At 40.5% G+C, this 25,933-nt stretch carries 23 protein-coding genes; 10 read left to right on the forward strand and 13 right to left on the reverse strand.

Features of this window, described 5'->3' with window-relative positions:
* The first annotated feature begins 261 nt into the window (after positions 1-261).
* A complete protein-coding gene (locus tag V7K50_RS21625) occupies positions 262-1,623 on the forward strand; it encodes a GUN4 domain-containing protein (RefSeq protein ID WP_334963582.1) in 1,362 nt (453 codons plus the stop codon).
* Between the two features lie 73 nt (positions 1,624-1,696).
* Here V7K50_RS21625 and V7K50_RS21630 read toward each other — a convergent pair whose 3' ends face one another.
* The gene (locus tag V7K50_RS21630) at positions 1,697-2,191 is read right to left on the reverse strand and encodes a hypothetical protein (protein ID WP_334963584.1); all 495 of its coding nucleotides are present in this window, start codon (positions 2,189-2,191) and stop codon (positions 1,697-1,699) included.
* Positions 2,192-2,233: 42 nt separating this feature from the next.
* The gene (locus V7K50_RS21635; RefSeq protein ID WP_334963586.1) at positions 2,234-2,770 is read right to left on the reverse strand and encodes an NUDIX domain-containing protein; all 537 of its coding nucleotides are present in this window, start codon (positions 2,768-2,770) and stop codon (positions 2,234-2,236) included.
* 187 nt (positions 2,771-2,957) lie between these two features.
* On the opposite strand from V7K50_RS21635, the gene V7K50_RS21640 reads away from it, so the two are divergent.
* A complete protein-coding gene (locus V7K50_RS21640; protein WP_334963588.1) occupies positions 2,958-3,179 on the forward strand; it encodes a type II toxin-antitoxin system HicB family antitoxin in 222 nt (73 codons plus the stop codon).
* 373 nt (positions 3,180-3,552) lie between these two features.
* The gene (locus V7K50_RS21645) at positions 3,553-3,729 is read left to right on the forward strand and encodes a type II toxin-antitoxin system RelE/ParE family toxin (RefSeq protein WP_334963590.1); all 177 of its coding nucleotides are present in this window, start codon (positions 3,553-3,555) and stop codon (positions 3,727-3,729) included.
* A 325-nt stretch (positions 3,730-4,054) separates the two neighbouring features.
* Here the strand turns inward: V7K50_RS21645 and V7K50_RS21650 are convergent, their stop codons facing one another.
* Positions 4,055-4,816 carry a hypothetical protein gene (locus tag V7K50_RS21650; RefSeq protein ID WP_334963592.1) on the reverse strand — a complete coding sequence of 254 codons (762 nt, stop codon included), beginning with the start codon at positions 4,814-4,816 and terminating at the stop codon, positions 4,055-4,057.
* Positions 4,817-4,845: 29 nt separating this feature from the next.
* A complete protein-coding gene (locus V7K50_RS21655) occupies positions 4,846-5,628 on the reverse strand; it encodes an ABC transporter permease (RefSeq protein ID WP_334963594.1) in 783 nt (260 codons plus the stop codon).
* 149 nt (positions 5,629-5,777) lie between these two features.
* Between V7K50_RS21655 and V7K50_RS21660 the strand changes: the two genes are divergently transcribed.
* Together V7K50_RS21660 and V7K50_RS21665 are read left to right on the forward strand one after the other, a co-directional pair.
* Entirely contained in the window at positions 5,778-6,389 is a 612-nt protein-coding gene (locus V7K50_RS21660) for a DedA family protein (protein ID WP_334804527.1), read from the forward strand.
* Positions 6,390-6,437: 48 nt separating this feature from the next.
* Positions 6,438-6,971, forward strand: a complete 534-nt coding sequence (locus V7K50_RS21665) for a hypothetical protein (protein ID WP_334963596.1) — start codon at positions 6,438-6,440, stop codon at positions 6,969-6,971.
* Positions 6,972-7,075: 104 nt separating this feature from the next.
* Here V7K50_RS21665 and V7K50_RS21670 read toward each other — a convergent pair whose 3' ends face one another.
* The 4 genes from V7K50_RS21670 to V7K50_RS21685 all read right to left on the reverse strand — a co-directional run bounded on the left by V7K50_RS21670 (position 7,076) and on the right by V7K50_RS21685 (position 12,372).
* On the reverse strand, positions 7,076-7,630 hold the full coding sequence (locus tag V7K50_RS21670; RefSeq protein WP_334963598.1) for a hypothetical protein: 555 nt from the start codon (positions 7,628-7,630) through the stop codon (positions 7,076-7,078).
* Between the two features lie 79 nt (positions 7,631-7,709).
* The gene (locus tag V7K50_RS21675; protein WP_334963600.1) at positions 7,710-8,948 is read right to left on the reverse strand and encodes a glycoside hydrolase family 10 protein; all 1,239 of its coding nucleotides are present in this window, start codon (positions 8,946-8,948) and stop codon (positions 7,710-7,712) included.
* Positions 8,949-9,455: 507 nt separating this feature from the next.
* Positions 9,456-10,928 carry a glycolate oxidase subunit GlcD gene (gene glcD / locus V7K50_RS21680; RefSeq protein WP_334963603.1) on the reverse strand — a complete coding sequence of 491 codons (1,473 nt, stop codon included), beginning with the start codon at positions 10,926-10,928 and terminating at the stop codon, positions 9,456-9,458.
* 244 nt (positions 10,929-11,172) lie between these two features.
* Complete coding sequence (locus tag V7K50_RS21685) at positions 11,173-12,372, reverse strand: protein kinase domain-containing protein (protein ID WP_334963605.1); 1,200 nt, start codon at positions 12,370-12,372, stop codon at positions 11,173-11,175.
* 149 nt (positions 12,373-12,521) lie between these two features.
* Here V7K50_RS21685 and V7K50_RS21690 point away from each other — a divergent pair, with 149 nt between their 5' ends.
* Complete coding sequence (locus tag V7K50_RS21690; protein WP_334963607.1) at positions 12,522-13,247, forward strand: Uma2 family endonuclease; 726 nt, start codon at positions 12,522-12,524, stop codon at positions 13,245-13,247.
* 53 nt (positions 13,248-13,300) lie between these two features.
* Here V7K50_RS21690 and miaA read toward each other — a convergent pair whose 3' ends face one another.
* Entirely contained in the window at positions 13,301-14,206 is a 906-nt protein-coding gene (gene miaA / locus V7K50_RS21695; protein WP_334963609.1) for a tRNA (adenosine(37)-N6)-dimethylallyltransferase MiaA, read from the reverse strand.
* Between the two features lie 205 nt (positions 14,207-14,411).
* On the opposite strand from miaA, the gene gyrB reads away from it, so the two are divergent.
* Both gyrB and rpoD read left to right on the forward strand, forming a co-directional pair.
* Positions 14,412-16,349, forward strand: a complete 1,938-nt coding sequence (gene gyrB / locus V7K50_RS21700; protein ID WP_334963611.1) for a DNA topoisomerase (ATP-hydrolyzing) subunit B — start codon at positions 14,412-14,414, stop codon at positions 16,347-16,349.
* A 1,699-nt stretch (positions 16,350-18,048) separates the two neighbouring features.
* Positions 18,049-19,218, forward strand: coding sequence for an RNA polymerase sigma factor RpoD (rpoD, locus tag V7K50_RS21705; RefSeq protein WP_196525044.1), 1,170 nt, complete (start codon positions 18,049-18,051; stop codon positions 19,216-19,218).
* Positions 19,219-19,363: 145 nt separating this feature from the next.
* On the opposite strand, the gene V7K50_RS21710 is transcribed toward rpoD, so the two are convergent.
* The 3 genes from V7K50_RS21710 to gyrA form a co-directional block, all read right to left on the reverse strand.
* Positions 19,364-19,549, reverse strand: coding sequence for a chlorophyll a/b-binding protein (locus V7K50_RS21710; RefSeq protein WP_069073374.1), 186 nt, complete (start codon positions 19,547-19,549; stop codon positions 19,364-19,366).
* Between the two features lie 307 nt (positions 19,550-19,856).
* The gene (locus V7K50_RS21715) at positions 19,857-20,321 is read right to left on the reverse strand and encodes a GNAT family N-acetyltransferase (RefSeq protein WP_334963613.1); all 465 of its coding nucleotides are present in this window, start codon (positions 20,319-20,321) and stop codon (positions 19,857-19,859) included.
* A gap of 9 nt (positions 20,322-20,330) precedes the next feature.
* Positions 20,331-22,859 carry a DNA gyrase subunit A gene (gene gyrA / locus V7K50_RS21720; RefSeq protein ID WP_334963615.1) on the reverse strand — a complete coding sequence of 843 codons (2,529 nt, stop codon included), beginning with the start codon at positions 22,857-22,859 and terminating at the stop codon, positions 20,331-20,333.
* 569 nt (positions 22,860-23,428) lie between these two features.
* On the opposite strand from gyrA, the gene V7K50_RS21725 reads away from it, so the two are divergent.
* Positions 23,429-23,833, forward strand: coding sequence for a response regulator (locus V7K50_RS21725; protein ID WP_334963617.1), 405 nt, complete (start codon positions 23,429-23,431; stop codon positions 23,831-23,833).
* Between the two features lie 178 nt (positions 23,834-24,011).
* Here the strand turns inward: V7K50_RS21725 and V7K50_RS21730 are convergent, their stop codons facing one another.
* Positions 24,012-24,899, reverse strand: coding sequence for a tetratricopeptide repeat protein (locus V7K50_RS21730; protein WP_334963619.1), 888 nt, complete (start codon positions 24,897-24,899; stop codon positions 24,012-24,014).
* A 338-nt stretch (positions 24,900-25,237) separates the two neighbouring features.
* On the opposite strand from V7K50_RS21730, the gene V7K50_RS21735 reads away from it, so the two are divergent.
* Entirely contained in the window at positions 25,238-25,876 is a 639-nt protein-coding gene (locus tag V7K50_RS21735; protein ID WP_334963621.1) for a TetR/AcrR family transcriptional regulator, read from the forward strand.
* Positions 25,877-25,933 lie beyond the last annotated feature (57 nt).

The following is a 25,933-nucleotide window of genomic DNA, read 5'->3' on the forward strand; positions in this document are numbered from 1 at the left end:
AGTATTTATTGCTCTACCGTTTTTTGTGTGAAAATATCTGGAGTTAATGTTGTAAAGTGTAGGACAAGCGATATCTTCGGTGAGCTTCGCTAACGCCAAAGTTTTCGGTCGCTCTACTAAAGTTAGTTAATGGTTAAAGCATCAAGTTACTTTCGTAAATGTATAATACGAAAACGTAAAATTATTGTAGTGCGGGCATCTTGCCCGCTTCCAATATACAAATTAAATACGCAACAACTTATCTATGCTTGAGAGACAAACATGACAGAACAAACACAAACAGAAACAAAAGTTTTCATTAGCTATAGCTGGGACTCAGACGACCACAAAAACAATGTGTTAGGACTAGCAAATACGTTACGCTCAAAATGGGGGATTAACGCAGAAATAGATCGTTATGTTCGAGCAAAGCCTCCTTTTACCCCTGCTCAAGGATGGGATCTTTGGATGTCAGACCGAATTGAGTGGGCTGAGTTTGTGCTTATCATCTTTACTGAGACATACAAGCGACGATTTGAGGGTAAGGAGGAAACTGGAAAAGGTTTAGGGGCTTCGTGGGAAGGAACAATTATCAGAAACGACCTTTACAACGCTCAGTTAAGAGACACTAAATTTATCCCAGTTGTATTTTCTCAATCTGACTTGGATTATGTTCCTTTGGTACTAAATTCCAGAGATAAATATATCCTTACTGACGAGAAAAGCTTTACAGAACTTTGGTATCGTCTTAAAAAACAAAACAGCATTATACAACCAGAAATTAAAAAAGACGTGTCTCCACCACTCCCTTCTGAACCAGTGTTATTTTCTCCTCATAAACCGCCAGTAAAATCTTTAGAGCAACCGACTCCTGAGATTGAATACCGTGAAAAGGTTGAAGGCTATGTTAACAAGGTTCCACTCTCTGAACCCTATAATGAGATTTCTAACATTAATAAGATTAACTTAGCAAAAATAAGGCAGAGAATAGGGCTAGATACCGAGAAGGCTAAAGCGATTGAAAATGCTGTTCTTCAATTACGTAGCCAACGGCACGAAGAATACAAACAAAACCTGCAAGAATATCAGAATCTTCTGAAGGACAATTTAGAAACAGAAGGTTTTTTGAGCGATGACATTCTTTCTGAGTTGAAAGAACTTCAGAATAATTTGGGACTCAGTGATAAGGACGCTGAAGAACTATTACTCTATGCTCAATTAGAGTATTCGCTTAAAAAAGGAGAGTGGATAGAAGCAGATGAAACTACTAAAAATCTATTGTTGAAAGTAGCAAATGTTCAACAAAATTACTTTAATTTAACTGATTTTCAGAGAATTCCATGTAAAGATATACGTAAAATTGATAAACTTTGGACAGATTACAGTAAAGGTCACTTTGGTTACAGCGCACAAATAGATATCTGGCAACAAGTTAATAGGGAACTTCTTGATTTCTTTGTTGCATTGGATTGGGGATATAAAGAAGATCGTCTATTCGTGTATACAGATAATTTTAAATATAATCGACCCGATCGCCCAAAAGGACACCTCCCAGCATTAGTTCTATGGGATGGGGGATCACACGAAACCCGACAAGCATACATAGAGAGAATTCAGAAGTGCTGCAAAGATTTTGTTCTTTAATTGGAGATAATTTCTATAATTGTTTCTCAAAGATAAAAACAATACATCTAGTAGAATGCTACCTTTTACATTTCTATTTCGATGGCAAAGGTACATACATAAGCACCATCGTAATCAGAAAAGTAATCAAATAAGGAAGGTTTGCCCAGGATTTTAGAACACTATCCTTGCTGGAAATTTGCCTGAAAAAATCAGGTGATGAATCAGGTATCAAAAAGTTTCTTTGTTTTAACTTCATTTGCTTTACCCATTCATCATCTTCGTTAGATCCATAACCTCCAATGATCCGAACTAACCGATTGAAGTTCTTCCGAAATTCTCTCTCCATGTACAAATAATAGATATCCAGTAAACCGAATAAAGTAAAAGAGACGAATGCCAGGATAAATAAAATAGGGTTTCTATTTTGAAAACCAAATCCAACGATCGCAGCCCAAACCGTTAATCCAAATTTTTTAGCTTCAAGCGAATTGTCTGCCATCCGTTTAATTACAGATTGCAGCATTTCACTTTGTTTAATCAAAAAGTCTCGATCTTCTTTAACTCTGTCCAGATCATTGCTTGGCATAGTACTGCACTATAACGAGAGCCACTCGATTGTAGAATAAAACTAACTCTCCTGAAAAAGTATCTTTCGCAGTTTAAACAATCCAATCTGACAAGCCGAGTACTCACACTTTTCTAGATAATTAAAGGGATGCCATTCGTTTCTACCAATGGACTCCAAATAAGTTCCATCCTCTTGAGCCTCATCCGGCACTCTACCTGTAACATCTGTATAATACAAATAACAGACTTCATTCACCTGAGTACCAACGATATACTTGCCTAAAGGTAAAACCTGAACCCTATATCCAGTCTCTTCAGAAACCTCTCGAATGGCAGCAGCTTCTGACGATTCCCCTTCATCCAATGCACCTGTAATCGGGCAGGGAAAAAGCTTTAGTCTTCCATTTACCTCTTGATTATCAATACAGAGATGCTGGTGTCGAATTAGGACATCATACTGTCCCGGATTTTCGCCACTCTTTCTCAAAAGAAATACCGCAACTGAATCCTTACCATTTCGTTCCAAATATTGAAATCCTTTAGAAGATTCCCTAACAGCAATCCACTGGGTGCTAAAGATGACTCTATCCGTATCCATTGGCTATATTCCGGTACTTGATTTATTCAAATGTTAACCTCACTAATTGGGGTAAAAGTAGCGAGGGTGAGATGAGCCGCCACGTAAAGTCTGAAAAGCCAACCACGCTCTATTCCGTGTTCAATTTTGCCAGTCCAGTCCATTTTCAGATGCTAGTGCTATGCTGTGAATATTTGACATAGCTTTAATGCTAAAACTATGTCAAATATTCACAGCAATTGTTGAGCGAGATTCTGATACAAAGCTTTATGTTGGCTATGTTCCCGGATTTCCTGGCGCACACTCCCAAGCAGAAACATTGGATGAATTACAAGAGAATCTGCGTGAAGTAATTGAGATGCTTTTGGAGGATGAAAATTTAGCATTCGATACAGAGTTTGTTGGTACACAACAAATTGTAATTCAGTAGATTATGAGCAATGGCATAGCTTTATCGTTACCATGTTAGATTGATATGATAAGTACTAAAAGGTGTTTCAATTTATGATCTTCAGTGATATAGTTGAAGCAATTAAAAGTCTTTCCAGCGAAGAAAAGTTAGAAATTCAACTGTTATTGCAGCAATATCTACGGTAAGAAAGGCGTGAAGATATTTATCAAAATTTTCAGGCGGCGCAAGTAGAACAGCAAAATAGTGAACTAAAGTTTTCCTCAAATATGGATGAACTGAGACAACTGATAGAAGAGTGATGTTAAAAGTAAGTTTCAATTCTTCATTTAAACGTGCTTTTAAAAAGCGAATTCAAAGGAATGTAGATTTATAACCACGGTTTTGGCAAAAGTTGGAGCAGTTTACAGCAAATCCATTTGAGCAGGGTTTGAAAACTCATAAATTGTCAGGTAAGCTTAAAGACTTATGGAGCTTTAGTGTAGATTATGACGAGAGAGTAGTTTGTTACTTTACAGATGATGGTGATGCTGTGTTTGTAGATATTGGTAGTCACGATGATGTTTATTAGGTAAAATCTATTAATAGGTAGATAAAAATCAAGTATGAAAAAGATGGCAGCTTCCAATAATTTGCTGCGTCGGATGAACACTTGCAAAACTATTGGTTCAGCTACACCCCGTGGTCGATTATATTTGCAGTCACTTTTCTAATGCTATAAATTTCTAACCTTATAGCGGTTCCCACTCAGATGCGGTACAAAATTAGATCGCAAGGTGTAGGGGCAATTCATGAATTGCCCCTACGGGTGTACCTCACGTGAACGAGAACCGCTATAAGTTTACTACGACCAAAGCCATAAGGTGGTATTGTCGCCTGCCGTTCCACAGGAAAACTCAGCCAAGATGTGATTCAACGCTTTTTAGCTGTTTAATTTTTGATATTTCTATATCAATTGTGTCGGAAGCAATCAAGTCTGCGGCTTCTTGTAAAAGCTCATGTTGTTCCTTTTGAATCACTTCTAAGCGATGAGAAATTTCTATTAATCGTTGTTGTTTATTTGGTTGAAAAGTTTCAGGTAGTAAAATAGTCAGGTTATCAGTTGTTTTCGTAGCTGTGATTTTTTGAACAGCAAAAGTGGCAACATTAGTTAAGGATACAAAACTAACTTTAATCAAAGCCTGAAGTAGTTTTAATGGAACTTGGAGTATTGACCAACTAGTTGTTTCAATCAAGCGGACAATTGCTTTGATGATGCTCCAAAGTAGAGCAAGCGCAAACACTAGAATTACTATACTAATAATTGGGTGATTAGCTGCCCAACTTCCTATTTGAACTAACCTAAAAAATACCGGGTGTTGCATCAGCCAATCATTCACAGAAGAAGTAATTGCGGTTTTTACTACTCCCGATGTTGTACTCTTAACTTGTTCAGCCCTTTGCCAATTTTGTTCTAAAGAACCTTTAGCTTGTTCAAGAGTTGCGCTAACTGTATTAATTGCCTTATCGGTCGTACTTGCTGCTGTATCCTGCAAAGACTGTCCAGCTTGTTGCACTGAATTACTGAAAGAGTGAACGCTTTGGTTGACGATATCTTTCGCTGTTTGCAAGGGTTGCAAAATTCCTTCAAGCAAATTTATCTCTAGAGAAAGTGCCATAAAACATAAAAATTTGATTACTTCTCTTTCTAACTCGAAGCACTAGTATAAAATCGCAACGCAAACCGCCAAAACCAAGTAGAAGCCAAAAATAGCACTACTGCTAATATTGCCGCACCTATGAACCAGCTAATTTCACTCCGACCCAATAGCGCTTGGGCTGGTACAGTAGTTAAAAAAGCCACTGGCATGATAAAGGTGAAGAAAAAACGGTAAGCTGTGGGATATGCGGCGATGGGATATCGTCCAGCTTCCAACAAACCACGCAGCACTTCGGTAGCATTATATATTTTAACGAACCAAATACTGGTTGCTCCTAACATAAACCACAAACTGTACAAAATCACCAAACTGAACAATAAGGGCAGCGCACCGAGTAGATAGCCGTCTATCCCTACACCGAGGCGTTTACCTGCATAGCCAATGATAATACTACCAAAAATTAGATCCGGCAGTCCCCAAGGTGAAAAGGTATGGGTGGAAAGCCAAAACTGACTGCGGATCGGTTTTAATAATATGAAGTCTAAAGTGCCTTCCTGTACGTGACGGACAATGCGATTCAAGTTCGACGCTAGAAAAGTCGTAGAAAATCCTTGGAGTATGGTAAAAATTCCGAGAACTACTAAAGCGGCTTCCCATGACCAGCCACTAAAAGTGTAGCCAGTCCGGTAAAATAAGAATAGTCCAAAGAGGCTGCCAGCAAGATTTCCTAAGCTGCTGAGGGTAGTTATGAAAAAGTTAACACGATACTCTAACTCTGCTGCGATCGCCGCACTCCAAAATAGTCTTAATACTTTCAAATATCTTTGCATTTGGCACCTATACCATAAAATATGCCATTCGTAATGACATTTCTCAAGATTACACAATAACTTTATGTTAATTTAATATTATTTTTTATTCAGAAAAATTGCTAAACGTTAAGATATTTTAGGCTTATTGTTTAACAGTAAAAGATTTTATGCATTTAAATTTACCAGACCTAATTACAAAAATTGGCTATTTTGGGGTGTGGGCGATTATTTTTGCGGAATCTGGCTTGCTAATTGGTTTTTTTCTCCCCGGAGATAGTTTGCTATTTACTGCTGGATTTCTCGCATCTCTGCCAAAATCAGGGTTTAACATTTGGGTTCTGATTTTTGGTGCTTTTGTTTGTGCAGTTCTTGGTGATAATGTTGGCTACGCTACAGGGCATAGATTTGGCAGAAAATTATTTGAGAAAGAAGATTCATGGTTGTTTCAGAAAAAACACCTGGTAAAAACCCAAGATTTTTATGAGAAACATGGCAAAAAAACCCTAGTTTTAGCGAGATTTACACCGATTATCCGCACTTTTGCGCCCATTGTGGCTGGACTTGGTGCTATGCATTACCGAACATTTATGTCTTACAACTTAATTGGTGGATTCTTGTGGACATTCGGCATCACCTTTTTAGGGTTTTTCTTAGGAAAATCTCTACCACCTGAACAGGTAGATAAGTATTTGTTACCGATTATTGGATTAATTATAGTTGTTTCTTTACTGCCATCGATTATTCATGTAATACAAGAAAATCGAGCAAACAAAAGTTAAAGTATTTTCGTAATTGATGAGGATTATTAATTTTTAATTCGGAGCGGTGTGACTTACTTAAACATCAACCTCTATTTGTTTCTAGAAAATCTCCTCTTTTTTATAATTGCCACACTTTTGATTGTGGTTGTGAATTGGGGATGGAAACAAACAAAGCCCTATACTTTGCCTCTACCCTTTCCCTCTTGGTATAAGGCTTGGTTCCTATCGGTGCAAGTGCTAGGAATATTGCTGCCATTAGTGGCCATGCTATTGTGGGGTCTATGGTGGGGCGATCGCAGTGTGTTAATTGTGCTTGGTTGGTACTTTATCATATTAGGGTTGCAAATTATCTCTGAGACAGTTACCCTGAGGCAGTTGCAGAATGTAGTGTGGGTAATGGTTCCTTATATATACCTGCCTTACCGCTTCTGGCAGTTGTATGAGGGTTTGACACTTTTGGGTTCTAAAAGCGAGTTGCTGTGGATACGATATTTATTGGTTTTTGAATTGGTGCTATGGATTGTTAACTACGCCATAGATGTGTCTCAATTGCCACGGCTGTTTCGATGGGAAGTAAAATCAAACTCTGATGTTAGCTAGAGATTAAAATAATTCGTAATTTGTAGTTAAGTTTTGTAACAGGGATTTTGCCCTGCTACAAAACTTGCCGATTGTTATTTGCGATCAAACTTGAATCCACAGAGTTAGTTAATCGCAGAATTCGCCATTTTTATCAAAGAAGTGCGATCGCCTGCTTTCAACCCAACAACATATTGCACACCCTCTTGTCTCCAAGTCAAGGTAGCATCTGAACAACCAGCGCCACAAGTAAAATCTACAAAATAGCCAGTGATTCCCTTAGCTAACGATACAGCTTTACCACTAAGACGGGGTGTTTTGCGAGTTACAGCTTCAGCAGAAACAACGCCCAAATGACAGGCAGAAGCACCATAGCAGTCGGGAGTGAAATCCAGTAAAATATCATATTTTTTTTGCGTAGCAGCTTCTATAATTGCGTAAATTGGATTTTCCCCATCCGACTCAGGAATAAACTTCGGTAAGAGAATCCGAATCTGAGTCTTTTGCTTTAATTTAGGCAGAATAGATTTAAAAACTGGGTGTGACTGGATTTTACTCTGCTGTGCTATCAGTTGGGACTGATTGTTGATAGTGGCTATGGCTGACTGATGAAAGCTGCTAACGCTGACTAATAAAAATACGGCAGATACAGAACTGATATTTCTCAAGCTTAAAATCATCTTTGATATTTCATCTAAGGTACTTATTTGTAATACCCTGTTTGAGTATCAAATTACGCATTTAACAGATGAAGCGATCTCAAAGTTTCTTTGGTTGTGATAGTCTGACAGCTTTAGCATTAAACATCTCAAAAAAAGCTTTGCGTCGCTGTTGGGGTGATTCAGGTACGATGTAACCCCACAGACTTTCCCAGTAGAAAAAGGAAATACCGTCAAAATTGCGATCGCGCACCGCCTGAACCTGTTCTCTAATTTGGGCGATTTTCACCGGATTACCTACTGTTCCCGTTGATATACCAATTTCTACAGGAATTAAACTTTGAGCCAATTTCACAGATGGAAGTTCTAGTTGAGCGATAAAAGAGTTTTGATCATTTCGATATACCTGCAAAACTAACTCATTAACTAAACCTTTTTTTACCCAAGTTTCCCAATCTTGCAAATAGTATCTGTAGGCAAAAGCTTGATAGTTAGGAGACAAAGAAATTTTGACATTGGGTTTAACTGCCTTGACAGCTTGATAGATTTCTGCCATGAAACCAGTAATTTTATCTGCTCGCCAACGCATCCATTCTGAGTTAAAAGCGTCAGTAGGGGGACTTTTGCCTTGATGTTCTTGCTGGTAGAGTTTGATAGTGAAGCGATCGTAGCCAAACTGTACAGGCATCCCAAAATGGTCGTCAAACTGAATACCATCCACATCATAATCCCTGACTACTTCTAAAATTAACCCTTGGATAAACTTTTGCACTTGTGGATGTAAAGGATTCAACCAAGCCTGGTGACTCACCAAAACATTGTCAATTTCTTCTGGTGGGGCATCTTGAATAGAATTTATACCTTCTTGGCCAATTGTTAGCCAAGAAGGATAACGCCTTGCTAATTGTGAATAATGGGGTGTCATGAACCCGTATTCAAACCAGGGAATGACTCTCAAATCTTTCTTTTTAGCAAGTGTTACTATCTTTGCTAAAACATCTTGTCCACCGTGCATGAAGTTGAGCAAAAGTTGAGTATCAGAGCCTATAGTCATTTTGGCTACAGGACTTTTATAAAAAGTATGTCCTCGGTTCCAAACTACAGGATAAATAGTATTAAACTTCAGAGCCGATAATTGATTTATAGCACGGTTAATACCCCAAGGGAAAAATAGTACACCACTAGCAACATTAGTGATCCAAACGCCGCGAATTTCTGTAGTTAAAGGACTTGTTTTTTGGGAATAAACTGGCAGTGAAGAGGGTAAAAAAACTGCTAAAGCGACTACTAAGCCCAAACAAATCAAGTAAGAAACACAACAGCGAGCAACCCGATTCATTTGTAAATTTGACCTAGTGCGATCGGAATATATAGCGGTTATCGAATGGAAGCAATACACTTTGACCTCTCTCCAAACCTCTCTTTTTTTAGGAGAGAGGCTTTGAATCTTACCTCCCAACGCTAGTAGGGAAGAGGCTGGGGGTTAGGTCTGTATTGGACTCAACTGAGAAGCGCTATATATAACTACAAAATAAAGTTACAATCCTCCGGATCATGTAAATAAATGATGATTAAGAACTCAGGAGTCAGAATACTTAAAATAATACAGAGCAAATTTTGGTCATGAATATACTTAACAATACCAAAATCTGATAACAGACGCGATTAATCGCGTCTCTAAGAGGATGTTTGAAAAGTCCTCCTATCGGTAGCAAAAAGTTTTAGATCCCCCTAAATCCCCCTTAAAAAGGGGGACTTTGATTCTTCCCCCTTTTTAAGGGGGGTTACGGGGGATCAATAAGTGCCTAAAATTACAGCCAACCACTTTTCAAACAACCTCTAACTCCTAGAATCTTTCCACACCTTCAAATTGCTTGAGTGCCGATGCATTTGCTGCTTCTCCACAAGTCCGTGGTGTGGGGAATATCTTTTCAGGATTTGCTAACCCTTTAGGATTAAAAACTTGCCGCACCCATTGCATAGTTTCTAAATCAACTGGACTAAACATCTGCGGCATATAGCACTTTTTCTCTGCACCGATGCCATGTTCACCAGAAATACTACCACCGACTTGGACACAAAGTTTGAGAATTTTTCCCCCCATTTCTTCTACTTGTTCTAATGCTCCAGATACAGAATTATCAAAAAGAATTAGGGGATGAAGATTGCCATCACCAGCATGAAATACATTAGCAACCACATAACCATATTCTTTACTTAATGCCTCAATTTCATGCAGAACATAAGGCAACTGAGTCCGGGGAATTACACCATCTTGTACATAATAATCTGGACTTAAATGCCCAGCCGCAGCAAAAGCCGCCTTGCGTCCTTTCCATAATTTCAATCGAGTTTCTGGGTCAGTAGCAGAAGTGACATTACGCGCACCATTCTTTTTACAAATTTCGGTAACTCGCTGTTTATTGCCTGCAACTTCCACTTCTAAACCGTCAATTTCTATTAGTAAAATAGCAGTAGCATCGCGGGGATAACAATTAGTTGCGACAACATCTTCAACTGCATTGATGCTAACGTTATCCATCATTTCCATACCACCAGGAATAATTCCAGCGCTGATGATATCAGAAACAGTTGCTCCCGCAGCTTCAATGCTAGTAAAATCTGCTAACAGCACACAAATTGATTCTGCACTTTTGAGAATTCGCAAAGTAATTTCTGTAGCAATTCCTAAAGTGCCTTCAGAACCAACAAATACACCTGTTAAATCATAACCAGGCATTTCTGGGATTTGTCCGCCTAAATCGATAATTTCACCTGATGGCGTGACAATTTTTAACCCTAAAACGTGGTTAGTGGTGACACCATATTTGAGACAATGTACGCCGCCAGAATTTTCGGCAATGTTGCCCCCAATAGAGCAGATAATTTGACTGGAAGGATCAGGAGCGTAGTAAAATCCAGCACCACTAACAGCTTGTGTTACCCAACTATTAATCACCCCTGGTTGGACAACTGTGCGTTGATTTTCCAAATCAATGCTGAGGATTTGCCGCATTAACGAAGTTACAATTAAAACAGAGTCTTTCACTGGCAAAGCGCCACCAGATAGACCAGTGCCAGAACCGCGCGCGATGAAGGGGATAGAATACTGATTGCATATCTTCACGACTTGGGCAACTTGTTCTGTAGTTCTGGGTAACACCACCACAGCCGGACGTTGGCGATAGCCAGTTAAACCATCGCATTCATAGGTAATCAGTTCTTCGCGGCGTTGCACCACACCATTTTTGCCAAGGATAGCCTCGAATGCTTTGATAATGGGTTTCCAGTTAAGTTGTTTTTTATCTTGGGTAAGCATAGTTTTTTCAAGTTCAAGGTAGATGTATGGCAGATTACAGGCTTTTTTCTAACGCTTTAATTACTATTGTTGCAAAAATAGCAGCTAAGAGTGAGTAAAATGCGATCGCACTCATTTTCAGCAATAATTTCGATAAGTGGATATATGAGCATCATATAACTGGCATTTAGTTTGTTGAAGCTACGGACTAAGGCGAGGTAAAGGAACAGTGGCAACATTTAAACAGGGCTTATAATGCAACTAACTAAAGAATAGATTCTCCTCTATCGTTGATATAGTAATCTCGCCCACCAACTTCGACCCTTGCAACACCATTAAAAAAACTGCCAGCTTCATCAAACTTTGGCATGATAGCCCATTCCCCTCTCTTGTTGATATAACCCCACTTACCACCCCTAACGCCAAAAAATAAACTTACTCGACCACCAAGATTAACTGCTGCTAATCCTTGAGAAAAGTCACGAGCCATATCAAAATATGGTGGGATAATAAACTTTCCCCAATGGTTAACATAACCATACTTATCGCCAATCAATGTTGGCTTGAGTAATGATAAATATGATTGAGGGATTTCCTTGGCTTGATTGGTTTGGGAGACGCGATGTGATTGTAAATATAATTTAGCTAGTTTTATTGCTTGTAGTTTTGTTAAAGCTTGTAATGCCTCACTTGCATCTTGATAACGTTCGCGGAAATTGTTTTTTAACATTGTTGTTAAAATATCAGCTAGCCTGTCGCTTACTTGCGTCAAATGTCGCCAAATTACCTCACCGTTATTGTCTTTTGAAAGTTGGTGCGGTGGTCTTCCAGTCAAGAATTGAATTGCTGTCATCCCCACAGCATAAATATCACTACTAAACATAGGTGTACCATTTATCTGCTCACTTGGCTTATAACCAGGAGTACCAACATCAACACTATTAGGGGTTTGTCCTAAAAAATTTATTTCTTTCCTTAAACCAAAATCAATCAGTATTAACTTTCCATCTCGAAAGCGTCTCATGATATTAGCTGGCTTAATATCTCTGTGGATATACCCATGATAGTGAACATATTCCAGCACTTCAAGAATTTCTCGTAGGAACTTAATAACCTCAGTTTCACTCGATTGCTTCCCAAAATTCATTTCCTGGCTTAAGTCATGCCCTTCAATAAATTCTTGAACAAGATATAATTCTTGATTTTCCTCAAAAAAGTTGAACAGCTTGGGAATTTGACTGTGGTTTTGACCCAGTTTCAAAAGAGTTTCCCCTTCTTGAAGGAATCTCTCTATAATTCTTTGATTCATCACTTGGGGCACTTGGGGCTGTAGTCGTTTGACAACACATTGAAATTTGTGAATGCCAGACACTTTTAAATCTTCAGCCAGATAAATTTCTCCAAACCCCCCAGATCCTAATCGCTTAATAATTTTGTAACGATTTTGCAGTATTGGTTTAATCATTGTGGTAATGTTACAAGCTTGTTTTAGTATATTTTGACACAATTAACTCAATGACACCAATTATGAATACACAGTGTAAAGTTAGCTTAAATAGTTTCATCCCCAATCAACTAACCTAGAAATAACGCTCTCAAATACTGGATAAAATCATGGTTCAGCAAGTTCTAATCAATGATGATGATTACTATGTGCCAGATGCCAACCAGCTAGTCACTGAAAATGACACTTTAGATAATTTTGCAACTTCTAAACAGAAACGCCTTTTAATTAGCTCTCTTTACAGTTCTCTACAAAGCCAGACTTTTTTAGCAGCAGCCAATGTCGGTATTTACCATACAGATGGTCAACCCGCAATTGTACCTGATGTTTTTCTCAGCTTCGATGTTCAAATGCCTGAAAATTGGTGGGAAAAACAAAATCGTTGTTATATGGTTTGGCGTTTTGGCAAACCTCCAGAAGTTGTCCTCGAAATTGTCTCTAATAAAGAAGGTGATGAACTTGGCAAAAAGCTGCAAATTTATGAACACATGCGGGCTAGTTACTACATCGTATATGATCCAAATCAGCAATTAGGAGAAAAATTACTACGCGTTTATGAACTTAGGGGAACACGCTACTTTGAAACTTCAGAAATTTGGTTAGAACAAGTTGGTTTAGGTGTAACTCTGTGGGAAGGTGAATTTGAAGGCAGACAGGATCATTGGTTACGCTGGTGTTACCAAGATGGGAATGTTTTATCGACTGGAGATGAACGAGCTTCCCAGTCCGAACAACGAGCTTCCGAGTCCGAACAACGCGCTTCCCAAGCCGAACAACGCACCCAATTACTAGCAGAAAGGCTACGGGCTATGGGCGTAGATCCAGACACTCTCTAGGACAATGGTTGTAAAGACGCAAAAAAACTTTGCGTCTTATGAGCAAAAAATGATCACGAGCTTGTACAAGTTACAAACTCATTTATCCGATGCCAAACCTTCTCTAATAAATCAGGATTATTCGCATCAAACCATTCAATTTGTGGATATGCTCGAAACCAAGTGCGTTGTCGCTTGGCAAATTGTCGGGTATGCAAAATTGTTAATTCTTTCACTTCATCCAAGGAAATATCCCCGGTCAAATATTGCTTTATTTCTTGATAGCCTAAAGTATTCAACAAAGACAAATCAGCGCCATATTTTTGACAAAGATTCTCCACCTCAGCAACCAAACCATTTGCTATCATTTTCTCAGTACGCTGTTTAATCCGAGCGCCTAACTTTTCAACACCGCAATCTAAACCAATTTGCAAAATCGGATAATTTGGTGGATTCTCCCCTTGCTGTTCTGAAATTGGATATCCAGTGACGTAAAATACCTCTAATGCTCGTAAAGTTCGCACTGAGTCATTGCCATGAATTTTTTGTGCGGCAACTGGATCAACTTGTTGTAATATGGCGTAGAGTTGGGGTTGTCCGAGAGATTCCAGCTGCGATCGCAATTCTTTATGCGGTGCAACTCTCGGAATTTTCATCCCTTGGACAATGGAACGGATGTATAAACCCGTACCACCGACTAGCAACAGTGGCGTAACACCAACTGAAGCAATTAAGGCTTGTGTTTGTTCCTGGTAGTCTGCTACTGTCATTATGTCTGTTGGATCGCAGATATCTATTAAATAGTGCCGCACCAATTTTTGTTCAGCCAAAGTTGGTTTCGCCGTCCCAATATCAAACTCACGGTAAACTTGACGAGAATCAGCACTCAGAATTACAGAACCCAACCGCATCGCCAAAGCCAAAGCCAAACCCGATTTCCCCGTTGCTGTCGCCCCACAAATCACAATTAATTTAGTCATTAGTCATTTCTTCCCCATCTCTCTCATCCCCCTCATCTCCCTCATCCCCCACTTCTCACGTTTCCAACAGGACTGCAACCCTAGTATAAACTTCTCTTGAAAATGCCCTACAGACGCTAACAAGGCTTTTGTGTTAGAATTTTGGAGTGTTTTTGCTTTCGTTCGCCTTTTGGCGACTTAAACCCCACGCATCAGGAGAGTTTACATGACGAGCAGTTACAGTGCCGATCAGATTCAAGTTCTGGAAGGTCTGGAAGCCGTCCGCAAAAGACCAGGAATGTACATCGGTACTACTGGACCGCGAGGACTCCACCATTTAGTTTACGAGGTGGTGGACAATTCAATCGATGAGGCTTTGGCGGGTCATTGCACCCATATAGAGGTGGATATCAACGCTGATGGTTCCGTGACTGTAACAGATGATGGTCGCGGTATTCCCGTCGATACTCACTCGCGCACTGGGAAATCGGCTTTAGAAACCGTGATGACAGTGCTACACGCCGGAGGTAAGTTTGGCGGCGGTGGCTACAAAGTTTCTGGAGGATTGCATGGGGTTGGTATTTCTGTTGTTAATGCCCTATCTGAGGTTGTAGAAGTTACAGTTTGGCGAGATAAAAAAGTTTATCTCCAGCGCTATGAACGAGGTATACCAGTTACCGAACTCCAAACCAAGCCTTACAAAGAAGCTAGAACCGGAACTTCTGTTACTTTTAAACCAGATACCCAAATCTTCACTGTTAGCATTGAGTTTGATTACATCACTTTATCAGGTCGCCTACGGGAATTGGCCTATCTGAATGCTGGTGTCAAAATTACCTTTACTGACCACCGTCTGGAACTATTAAAAAGCGATACACCCAAGGTAGAATCCTACGATTACAAGGGTGGTATTAAAGAATATATCGCCTACATGAACCGCGAAAAGCAGCCTTTGCATGAAGAAATTATCTATGTGCAGGGTGAACGGAACAACGTACAAGTGGAAGTTTCGTTGCAATGGTGTACTGACGCTTATACGGATAATGTGCTAGGTTTTGCTAATAATATTCGCACGGTGGATGGTGGTACTCACTTAGAAGGGTTAAAGGCGGTTCTGACTCGGACATTAAATACGATCGCTCGCAAGCGCAATAAAATTAAAGAGAATGAAACAAACCTCAGTGGCGAACACGTCCGCGAAGGTTTGACAGCCGTTATTTCCGTTAAAGTCCCAGATCCAGAATTTGAAGGACAAACCAAAACCAAACTCGGTAATACCGAAGTGCGGGGAATTGTTGACTCTCTGGTGGGAGAAGTCCTCACCGAGTATCTAGAATTTCATCCGGCGATCGCAGACTCAATTTTAGATAAAGCTATCCAAGCTTTCAAAGCCGCAGAAGCAGCCCGTCATGCGCGGGAATTAGTTCGGCGGAAATCGGTGCTGGAATCTTCGCCATTACCTGGTAAATTGGCAGATTGCAGTTCTCGTGACCCTAGCGAATCAGAGATATTCATCGTCGAAGGGGACTCAGCCGGCGGGAGTGCGAAACAAGGACGCGATCGCCGCACTCAAGCAATCTTGCCTCTACGTGGTAAAATTCTTAACATTGAAAAAACCGACGACGCTAAAATCTATAAAAATAACGAAGTTCAATCGTTAATTACAGCACTTGGTTTAGGTGTTAAAGGTGATGAATTCGATTCCACCCAACTGCGCTATCACCGGATAGTCATTATGACGGATGCTGACGTAGATGGAGCGCACATTCGGACTTTGCTGTTAACATTCTTCTACCGATATCAACGGGCACTCATCGAACAAGGCTTTATTTATATTGCTTGTCCCCCACTGTTTAAAGTAGAACGGGGACGTAATCATGAATATTGCTATAGCGATCGCGAAAAAAATCAAGCGATCGCCAAATTTCCCGCTAACGCCAACTATACCATCCAACGCTTCAAAGGTTTGGGTGAAATGATGCCACAACAACTCTGGGATACCACCATGAACCCAGAAACCCGCAAAATGAAGCAAGTGGAAATTGAGGACGCCGCCGAAGCCGATCGCATCTTCACAATTTTAATGGGCGATCGCGTCGCACCCAGACGAGAATTCATCGAAACCTATGGCTCTAAACTCAACTTCACCGATCTAGATATCTAATATCAATTCATCAACACTGCTCTGATAATTTGTGAACTTGGTAATGGGTAATGGGTGAAACCTATTACCCATTGCTTTTTTTATAATTTATGGCTGTTTTCAATAGGGAAAATCAGGACTAAAAGCTACGTCTTTTGGCTGATGACAAACTATAAAATTTATAAATGTTTTCAACACTACAAACTATGTCGTTAGATGAGTGAATATATCTATAAATTCATTAACTATTGTTAATAATTCTCTATCTAACAGGATTCTACACAAAGTTATGAAAACGAGCAAAGGCATAGGAGGAAAAGCATTGTTCAATATTATTTTCTCCTTTGGGAATGTATCATATAATTTGCTTATTGTCAATATTTTACCAAAAATCAATGTTCGAGTCTTAGCAAAACTACCAACTTTATTGGAAATTTAGTCCAGATAGTACTCTTTGCTCTGACTCGCTGATTAATTTTGCCCATGAGATTAAAGCATATTTGTTATGCTTTGAGAAAATAACTGGATATCAGACATCAAACAGCAACTAATAAGTATTTTCAGGATTATTGATCATAAGATGACAGAAACTCACCGAAATAAAAGTATTTAAATTTACAATTGATTTACGCAAAAAAGCTTTGTAACCAAATCATCAGGTAATCTTCTGAGTTCTCTGTGTTTGAGACGATGGTTCGTGGAAGCACACACCATAAGCCTGAAAACTTGTTAATATCTTCATGTGGTGCCGTGGCGATCGCTATTGTATCGTATGTATCTAATGTACTTTTGCCTAAGATATGACTATATTGGCGAGTTCCCAGGACAAATTGTTTTTGAATTGATTAAAATATCCTTGTATACAATAGGAAGAGTTTGTCAACTTTCATAGGGCTGAAATCGCCACAGTGCGCTAACGTGTGAATAAGACCGAATTAGTTAAACCTAAATTGATCTCCCACGAGATCGATCTGTCACAGCCTCAACTCCTCAGTTAAGCTAGCTAGTACGCAGAAGGTTAACTGCTTTAAGGCAAACACCACCACTGTTGTTGTATTTACCCAAGGTCAAGATCCGCTTTAGTCTCAGAAATGCGTAATTTATGAAGGAAATGTAAAAATGGGTAGATTAAAACTTCTCGTCTGAGTTAACATAAAATGCACTGTTTCTAAGTAATTAATGTTGTGTAAAATACATGAAATTCGGCAAGAGCAAGCGTACTTACTTCCTAATGTAATAAGAGCGTCACTGCAATTCCGAAAAGTGGAAAAAAATGTCAGGGTATAACTCCCGTTTTTAATGTCTTTTTGGTGAAAGTGGCTAACATTTGCTTAATGAATTCATGATTAATACACAAAAAGAGTGCAATTTCTGTGAAACAGGCTACAATCGGAAGAGTCTTTATAGGAAAATCTGCCAGCAATATGAACTCATTTGTATAGAGTGGCAAATTTTTTGATCGAGGCGAGTATTTTTTTTGACCAGTTAGTTGAAAGCAATATGTGATAGCAACACATATAACATTTACGAAAGTGAGCAAGTCACCTTTAGTAATTGCTGAAACTAAAGTAAAAAACCTCCAATGGGAGGGGTAAAACGTCCGAAAATATCTGTGGCAAATCTGCCAAAAAGCTTATTTTCGGTTGGCAATTGGCTCGTTTAAAAGAGCATTAAACACATCTTGAGTAATTGATTCTGCAAGGAGCATGAGGAACGCGGCATGAACCAGGCTAACAACGTACTCGAAAGCATATATCAGCCTGAACTAGAAATAATGAATCAGCCTGAGCTCGAGTTAGAAGAACTCTTAATAGACGATGAAGAGGACTTGCTGATCATCGATGAAGGTGACGAGGAATTTTTAGAGCCTCAGTCTGATGAGGACGACGCAAAGTCTGGAAAAGCCGCTAAATCGCGTCGTCGGACACAAAGCAAGAAAAAGCACTATACCGAAGATTCAATTCGGCTTTACTTGCAAGAAATTGGGAGAATTCGTCTGTTGCGGGCAGACGAAGAAATCGAATTGGCGCGGAAGATAGCCGATTTACTGGAATTGGAGAGGGTACGCGAAAGACTTTGTGAGCAGTTAGATCGCGATCCTCGAGATAGTGAATGGGCAGAAGCAGTACAACTGCCACTACCAGCCTTTCGTTATCGCCTCCATGTTGGTCGCAGGGCGAAAGACAAGATGGTGCAATCTAACCTCCGTCTTGTAGTTTCAATTGCTAAGAAGTACATGAATCGTGGTTTGTCGTTCCAGGACTTAATTCAGGAAGGCAGTCTCGGTTTGATTCGCGCGGCGGAAAAGTTTGACCATGAGAAAGGTTATAAGTTTTCTACCTACGCTACATGGTGGATTCGTCAAGCAATTACCCGCGCGATCGCAGATCAATCACGCACTATTCGTCTTCCAGTTCACCTTTACGAAACCATTTCTCGGATTAAGAAAACTACCAAGTTGCTATCTCAAGAAATGGGTCGCAAACCCACCGAAGAAGAAATCGCTACTCGCATGGAAATGACCATCGAGAAGTTACGGTTTATTGCGAAATCTGCCCAATTACCCATCTCACTAGAAACGCCAATTGGTAAAGAAGAAGATTCTCGATTGGGCGATTTTATTGAATCCGATGGTGAAACACCAGAAGACCAAGTTTCCAAAAATCTTCTGCGCGAAGACCTGGAAAAAGTCCTTGACAGTCTCAGCCCTCGTGAACGCGATGTTCTGAGACTGCGTTACGGCTTAGATGATGGACGGATGAAAACCCTTGAGGAAATCGGCCAGATTTTCAACGTCACCCGCGAACGGATTCGTCAAATTGAGGCGAAAGCACTTCGCAAGTTACGCCACCCAAATCGTAACAGCGTTCTCAAGGAATATATTCGGTAGTTAATAGTCAATTGTCATTAGTCATTGGTCATTATTGAATAAACAAAAGATAAATGACGAAGGACAAATGACAAATAAATAAAAACCTGGCAGTGAATTAGCACTCCAGGTTTTTTTATTTATAGGTCATCTTAGATATTAAAACTTACAAGATGCCCCAAAAATGTAGGAAGCCTTGACCAGAAAAAACTTCAACCAAAATAGCTGCTGAAAAGCCAATCATTGCCAAGCGACCGTTCCAAATTTCTGCTTGTGGGGTGAAGCCCCAACGCCAAGCATTGCGATCTTCAATTACAGGAGTAGTGACTTTTGTTGTGCTTGCATTTGTCATGATTGGAACTCCAAATTTAATTCTTAAGGTTTATTGCCTTATGTAAACTAATATAACAAATATTTTTAGAAAGGCAACATTTTTTATACTTTTGTTTCCATACCTTGACATCAATAGGGATAGCTATTTATACAGGTTAAAACATCGGTCTTCAGTAAGATTTACTGAGATAGAAGAAATGTTATCTAGACTTTCACCTATCTAAACAATATGGTCTTATTAAAATTAATTGTCAAGTAATTTATTTACATTGCTTGCTTTCCGGCAGATTTAGTATCTTAAAATAAAAAATTATTGAAAATATAGGTCAGTACCAGAGAATTTCCATTTCTTTTGAAGTCGAGACAAAACCAAGCTGATCGTAGATACGTTTACCATCCTCAGTGGTGTCAAGCCAGAGGCGTTTTGCCTCAGTTGTTCTCACAAAGCTGATAATTTCCTTTAATAATGCTGTTGCAATTCCCTGTCCTCGCCACATCGGAATTGTATAAACGTTCATAACGTATGCTTCTAAGCCAGAAAAATTCCCATTGTAGGGGGGTCGTTGAAAAAATACTAAGCCGCTAGTGGCAACAATTTGACTATCCACTTCAGCTACCCAAGCTAAAAATTTACCCCGTGGCATTTTTTCGCCAAGATATTTTCGAGTTGCTTCTGCTAGGTTTGCGGTGTCAGAGTCACCTTTAATATCGCCAGCCTCTCGCAGGAGTTCAAGACGCAATTGGATCACCGCCTCTAAATCCTGCAAGTTGGCTTGTCGCAAGTTAAACATCACCCTAATTTACGATCGCACTTCGGCAACAGTGATGATTTTTTCATCGCGGTTGAGTTGGAGGATACTTTCACCTTTGACATCTTTGCCTAAAATCGGCATTGTTTCCACAGGTATTCGCACTACCCGCTCCTTATTCGTCACTAAAGCTACTTCGCCAGATGCGCTCGCTATCACCATACCAGCTAAGTTGTCAGTTTTGCTGGCAAATTTCAGCGCTTGCGTGCCTAAATCGCCGCGATTAGCCGCTCTCAACTGACTTGCAGGCATCCGTTTGGCGTATCCTTCTTGAGTAACTAGCAGTAATTGGTCATCTTTACCGACAGGGACACAGCCAACCATTTGCTGATTTTTCAATAACCGAAATGCTTGTAAACCCATCGCCGTGCGACCCATGACCGGTAATTGTTCATCATTGACTGCAAAGCGCAACAGTCGCCCACCAGAACTAGCTAAAATCAGATGCTCTGCTGGTGCGATGAACTGAGTAAATGACAATTCATCATCATCTTTGAGCTTCAAAATCGTGATTCCGCGCCGAGTCAGGTTAGTAAATTCTTCCAGAGACAGACGTTTAATTCTTCCTTGTTTTGTTAAGAGAATCATTTGCCTAGTTTCGAGATTTTCTGGAAGCACAAAGCGGCTGACCACAGCTTCTTGAGCGCCTTGAGCAGTACTACTAAGCATAGTAATTAAAGGTTTTCCCCGTGGAGAACGTCCAGTGGTTAGGGGAATTTCTCCCACATTCACCGGATAGACTTTGCCACTAGCGCTTAGTATTAGCAAGTCTTTCTCGGTGTTGGTCAACACAGTTTGGATAATAAAGTCATTATCGTGCAGACCATTTTCACTTTTGGACTTTTTCCCCGATGGCTGGATGCGGCGGACATAACCGCGTTGGGTAAATTCTAAAACTGCTGACTCTGCTGGCTGTTCTAATTTTGGATTTTGGATACTTCGACTTCGCTCAGTACAAGTTTTGGATTTTGGATTGTCTTCATCATCTTTGTTCTTCTGATCCTCTACCCGAGATTTTTGCTCCTCTCCGATTTTCGTCCGCCGATGATCGTTGTACTTGCGCTTGAGCGATCGCAAATCTTTTTTCAGCGCCTTCAATAATTCCCGGCGATCGTTCAGTAATTGCTCTAACAAGCTAATTTGTTCACTTATCTGCTCAAATTCTTGCTGCAAATTTTGCTTTTCTAAACCGGTGAGGCGGCGTAATGGCATGGACAAAATTGCATCTCCTTGTACATCACTCAAATCTAGTTGGCTACAAAGGTTAATTTTTGCCGTACTACCATCGGCAGCTTGCCGTAAAATTTCAATTACCTCATCCAAATTAGACAGCGCTTTCAGCAAACCTTCTACCAAATGCACACGACTTTGAGCTTTCCCCAACTCGTAATTGTAGCGACGGTTCAGCGTCTCTTCCCGGAAACTCAAAAATTCTTGCAACAGTTGACGCAAACTTAATTGGCGGGGTTGTCCATCCACTATTGCTAGGAGAATTGCCCCAAAAGTCACTTGTAAAGCAGTTTGGTGATATAAATGCTGGAGAATTTCTTGGGGATTGGTATCGCGTTTGAGTTCAATTACCACTCGCATCCCTTCGCGATCGCTCTCATCCCGAAGATCAGAAATTCCTTGCAAGCGCCCTTGATTTACTAAGTCCGCTACCTTCTCAATCCAGGCAGCTTTATTCACTTGATAAGGCAATTCTGTAATGATAATTGCCGTCCGGCGCTTGCTTCCCCGACTGGCTGGAATCTCCTCCAGAGTTGCGACTCCCCGCAGCAGAATTCCACCTTTACCTGTAGTGTATGCTTCCCGAATTCCCGTTTCACCCATTATTTCCCCACCAGTGGGAAAGTCTGGGCCGGGAATTAGCTCAAATAACTTCTCATCTGACAAATCTGGATTGTCGATTAAGGCAATTAACCCATCGACAACTTCCCCCAAGTTGTGCGGTGGAACATTCGTTGCCATTCCCACGGCAATACCAGAACAGCCATTAAGCAACAGAAACGGCAATTGAGCAGGTAGCACCGTTGGTTCTTGCTGGGAATTATCGAAGTTCCCGACAAATTCCACAGTTTCTTCACCAATTTCTGTCAACATTCCCTCATGGCTGATGGGTGCGAGGCGCGTTTCTGTGTAGCGCATTGCTGCTGGCGGGTCATTATCGACACTGCCAAAGTTACCGTGTCCTGCCAGCAAAGGATAGCGGCTAGAAAAATCCTGCACTAGCCTGACTAAAGCATCGTAAACAGATTGGTCGCCGTGGGGGTGGTATTTACCCAACACATCACCCACTACACGGGCACATTTTCGATAGGGTCTATCTGGTACTAAACCGAGTTCGTGCATTGCATACAAAATGCGCCGATGCACTGGTTTTAAGCCATCACGCACGTCTGGTAGCGCTCGCCCGACAATCACGCTCATGGCATATTCTAGATAAGACCGTTGCATCTCGGTGTGCAGGGCTGTTGGAATTACCTGTCCCGTTGAGAGAAGGTTTAACTGTTTTGCCATGAGTTTTTTCCCTGAAATTTAACTACACAAAAGCCGATGGAACTCAACACTGCGGCAACCACAGCATAACGGATCAAATAGGATTCATCACAAAATCTTGATAGTCACAGAAGAAAAAGCAGTAGTATCATCCTTGCTGGCGAGGATGCAATTGACTATTAAAAAGGATGCAGACGACTATAATCTACATAAACTTAGTAGCCATGATACTTACCGAAGAAGAATTCAGAATTCAGGAGCTAGAATCCAGAATGGATTTTGTGCAACTGGATAGAGAATCGAAGTTTAGAGCAGGAATTTTAAGACGCTCGTTGTGCTAAAGCGTCTACCCTTCTCCCAAAAGGAGAGGCTAACGCCTGCCGTAGGATGCCCGAAGGGCTGTAGGGAGAAGACTCGCTACGCTATCGTGGAGAAGAAAAAATTCTTTCCGTAAATGTTACCCGTGACTTGACTGCTGGGGTATTCTGAATTCTGAATTCTGTCTTCTGACTCCTTCTGATCATGATTGCATTTGTTAATTTTGAATTCTGGAATTCTGGAATCTCCTCACCTCTATAACTTAAATTCTCATGAAAACTGTTTTAATTGTCGAAGACGATCTAATTAATGCTCGTGTTTTTTCCAAAATTTTGTCCAAGCGTGGCGGCTTGGGTGTAAAACACACTGAAAATGTCGAAGAAGTCATAAAAATTGCCCAATCAGGAGAAGCCGACCTGATTTTGATGGATGTTTCTCTGTCTAGAAGTGTTTATCAAGGTAAATCTGTTGATGGAATCAAGATTACACAGATGTTAAAATCTGATCCAAAAACAGCAAACTTACCTGTTATTTTAGTCACGGCACATGCTATGGAAGGCGATCGCGAGAACTTTCTCAAGCAAAGCGGTGCTGATGGCTACATTTCTAAGCCAGTTGTTGACCATCAACAGTTTGTTGACCAAATCCTCGCACTTCTACCCCCAGACGAACACTGAAAATTAACAACTTATTGCAGGAATACTCGCCCGCTAATGTTTTTGGGCGACTAGTTCCTGTATTTAGTTAGTATATATGTACTATGAAAAGGTACTATTAAGCAAGTGGAGATAAGAAAGTTAGGAGTGAGGAGTTGAAATATTTAACTCCTCACTCCTAACTTTTAACTCCTAACTTCTATTGCGTAGGCCGTTGTTCAGGGGCTGATGATGAATTTTCTCGTTGCAGTAGGGCTGCTTGAATACGGGGTAATTCTAGGAATTTTTTCGTATCAGACAGTAGGCGATCGCCCCAAAGGTTTTCTTTGAGGAAATTCAAATTAGCATAGCGCGAATCGATGCGGAGTGCAGCTTCTCCCAAGGTTAGTCCTTTTTGGCGGTCGCCTTTACTATACAGTGCGACTGCTAAGGCTAATAAAGGTTCTGCGGCTTGCTTATCAAGGGTTACAGCAGATTGCCATCGCTTAATCGCTTCGGGGGTATTGCCCTGTTCGTAGTTGATTAAGCCAATATTGTTGAGCGCTGGCCAGAATTTTTTATCTTGAGAGACTGCTTTATCGTACTGGGCGATGGCATCTGGCAATTTACCCAGCAGGTAGTAAGCATTACCCAAATCAAATAATCCCTCTGGATCATTGGGTTTTAACTTCAAACCGTCTTGGTAATTGACAACAGCAGCCTGGTAATTTTTCTGCTGAAAATTAGCTGAACCCAACGCAAACAAAATATCACCATTTTTGGGGTTGAGAGATTGCGCTTTTTTCAGGCTAGCGATCGCCCCGTCAAACTCTTTAGTTTGCAATTGCAATCCACCTAAGAGCAACCACACTTTATCATTCTTCGGAGCCAGTTGAGTCGCCAGTCGCGCTCGTGGCAAAGCTAAATCAACCTGTTGAAACTGAGCTAGTTGAGCCGCCTCTTGTGCCAGGCTCAACCCCTGTTTCTCTAACTTTGTCCCATCTAGTTGCAGTGTATGGGGTATTAATGCCTGCGCGTTAGCGGCTTTTGGCATACTCCACAAACTACACACCATTAGAAAAGAAATCAAACGAACATGTTTAGGCACATTACCGCCTTTAAGCCACTAATCAAAGAATCTTTCAGCTAGCTTAAACGATCTACGCTGTTGACGGTAGCAAAATCTTACGTCATTAGCTCTTGACATCCCCATAACAAAAGAAATATATTAATAAGTAACCACTTACTTATTAATGAAAAGAAGTGAGGTTTAAAATCTCGCCCCTTGCGATGCCCTGAGCGTGGCCGAAGGGTGGGTGAAAGAATCATTGTTTCCCAAGGTAGGTAGAAACCCCAACACCACTTGTTTTATGCCGGGAAACCCGTCCACCGAAGTGGCTCCCCCTTGTGGGTGGCTGTCTTTAATTTTGAATTTTGAATTGATTTATGGCTCGCACACCCAGAATCACCAATCAGCAAATCTTAGAAGCGGCTCGTCAAATTTTCTTACAACAAGGATTTGGTGCTTCAACCTTAGAAATTGCTCAACAAGCTGGTATTTCTGAAGCTTCAATTTTCAAGCGATTCTCAACCAAAGAAGAATTATTTTTTGCGGCGCTGGGAATTCCAGAAAAACCTCCCTGGGTGAACGAGTTGGAATCTCTTTGTGGCCAAGGCAATCTCAAAGAAAACCTCACCAATATTTGCTTCCAGATGATGGAATTCTATCGTGAGGTGCTGCCTCTGATCATGATGCTGCGATCGCGAGGCAATGCCCTCCCAGAACTTGGAGGTAAAGAACCAAAACCGATGCGAGACGTGAAACTACTGAGTGCTTTCCTAGAGTGTGAGATCAACCAACATCGGCTTCGCCCTTGCGATCCCCAAACAGTGGCTCATATCTTACTAGGATCGGTAATGAACTACGTTTTTTTGGAGCAGATGTTGTCCCAAGTCAATATACCAACTGCGGAATTACCAATAGGAACTTACTTAAATTCTGGAGATAGCCCCACAAAAATATCAGTATTTTTATTGAGTCTCGTGGATATTGTCTGGCAAGGAATTGCACCAAGTCAGGATTAGAAAAACTTATGACTTTAGTCATAGATCAGTGTGGAATTACTAATGACTTTGGTCATA

This window comes from Nostoc sp. (genome assembly GCF_036917135.1).
Classification (GTDB): Bacteria; Cyanobacteriota; Cyanobacteriia; order Cyanobacteriales; family Nostocaceae; genus Nostoc.

Excerpts from the sequence above, each read along its gene's own strand:
- gyrB (WP_334963611.1), top strand. The coding sequence starts at position 14,412 with ATGACGAGCAGTTACAGTGCCGATCAGATTCAAGTTCTGGAAGGTCTG.
- V7K50_RS21630 (WP_334963584.1), bottom strand. The coding sequence starts at position 2,191 with ATGCCAAGCAATGATCTGGACAGAGTTAAAGAAGATCGAGACTTTTTG.
- V7K50_RS21655 (WP_334963594.1), bottom strand. The coding sequence starts at position 5,628 with ATGCAAAGATATTTGAAAGTATTAAGACTATTTTGGAGTGCGGCGATC.
- V7K50_RS21725 (WP_334963617.1), top strand. The coding sequence starts at position 23,429 with ATGAAAACTGTTTTAATTGTCGAAGACGATCTAATTAATGCTCGTGTT.
- V7K50_RS21690 (WP_334963607.1), top strand. The coding sequence starts at position 12,522 with ATGGTTCAGCAAGTTCTAATCAATGATGATGATTACTATGTGCCAGAT.
- glcD (WP_334963603.1), bottom strand. The coding sequence starts at position 10,928 with ATGCTTACCCAAGATAAAAAACAACTTAACTGGAAACCCATTATCAAA.
- V7K50_RS21640 (WP_334963588.1), top strand. The coding sequence starts at position 2,958 with ATGCTAAAACTATGTCAAATATTCACAGCAATTGTTGAGCGAGATTCT.
- V7K50_RS21625 (WP_334963582.1), top strand. The coding sequence starts at position 262 with ATGACAGAACAAACACAAACAGAAACAAAAGTTTTCATTAGCTATAGC.
- rpoD (WP_196525044.1), top strand. The coding sequence starts at position 18,049 with ATGAACCAGGCTAACAACGTACTCGAAAGCATATATCAGCCTGAACTA.
- V7K50_RS21635 (WP_334963586.1), bottom strand. The coding sequence starts at position 2,770 with ATGGATACGGATAGAGTCATCTTTAGCACCCAGTGGATTGCTGTTAGG.
- V7K50_RS21670 (WP_334963598.1), bottom strand. The coding sequence starts at position 7,630 with ATGATTTTAAGCTTGAGAAATATCAGTTCTGTATCTGCCGTATTTTTA.
- miaA (WP_334963609.1), bottom strand. The coding sequence starts at position 14,206 with ATGACTAAATTAATTGTGATTTGTGGGGCGACAGCAACGGGGAAATCG.
- V7K50_RS21735 (WP_334963621.1), top strand. The coding sequence starts at position 25,238 with ATGGCTCGCACACCCAGAATCACCAATCAGCAAATCTTAGAAGCGGCT.
- V7K50_RS21710 (WP_069073374.1), bottom strand. The coding sequence starts at position 19,549 with ATGACAAATGCAAGCACAACAAAAGTCACTACTCCTGTAATTGAAGAT.
- V7K50_RS21660 (WP_334804527.1), top strand. The coding sequence starts at position 5,778 with ATGCATTTAAATTTACCAGACCTAATTACAAAAATTGGCTATTTTGGG.
- V7K50_RS21685 (WP_334963605.1), bottom strand. The coding sequence starts at position 12,372 with ATGATTAAACCAATACTGCAAAATCGTTACAAAATTATTAAGCGATTA.
- V7K50_RS21650 (WP_334963592.1), bottom strand. The coding sequence starts at position 4,816 with ATGGCACTTTCTCTAGAGATAAATTTGCTTGAAGGAATTTTGCAACCC.
- V7K50_RS21675 (WP_334963600.1), bottom strand. The coding sequence starts at position 8,948 with ATGAATCGGGTTGCTCGCTGTTGTGTTTCTTACTTGATTTGTTTGGGC.
- gyrA (WP_334963615.1), bottom strand. The coding sequence starts at position 22,859 with ATGGCAAAACAGTTAAACCTTCTCTCAACGGGACAGGTAATTCCAACA.
- V7K50_RS21715 (WP_334963613.1), bottom strand. The coding sequence starts at position 20,321 with ATGTTTAACTTGCGACAAGCCAACTTGCAGGATTTAGAGGCGGTGATC.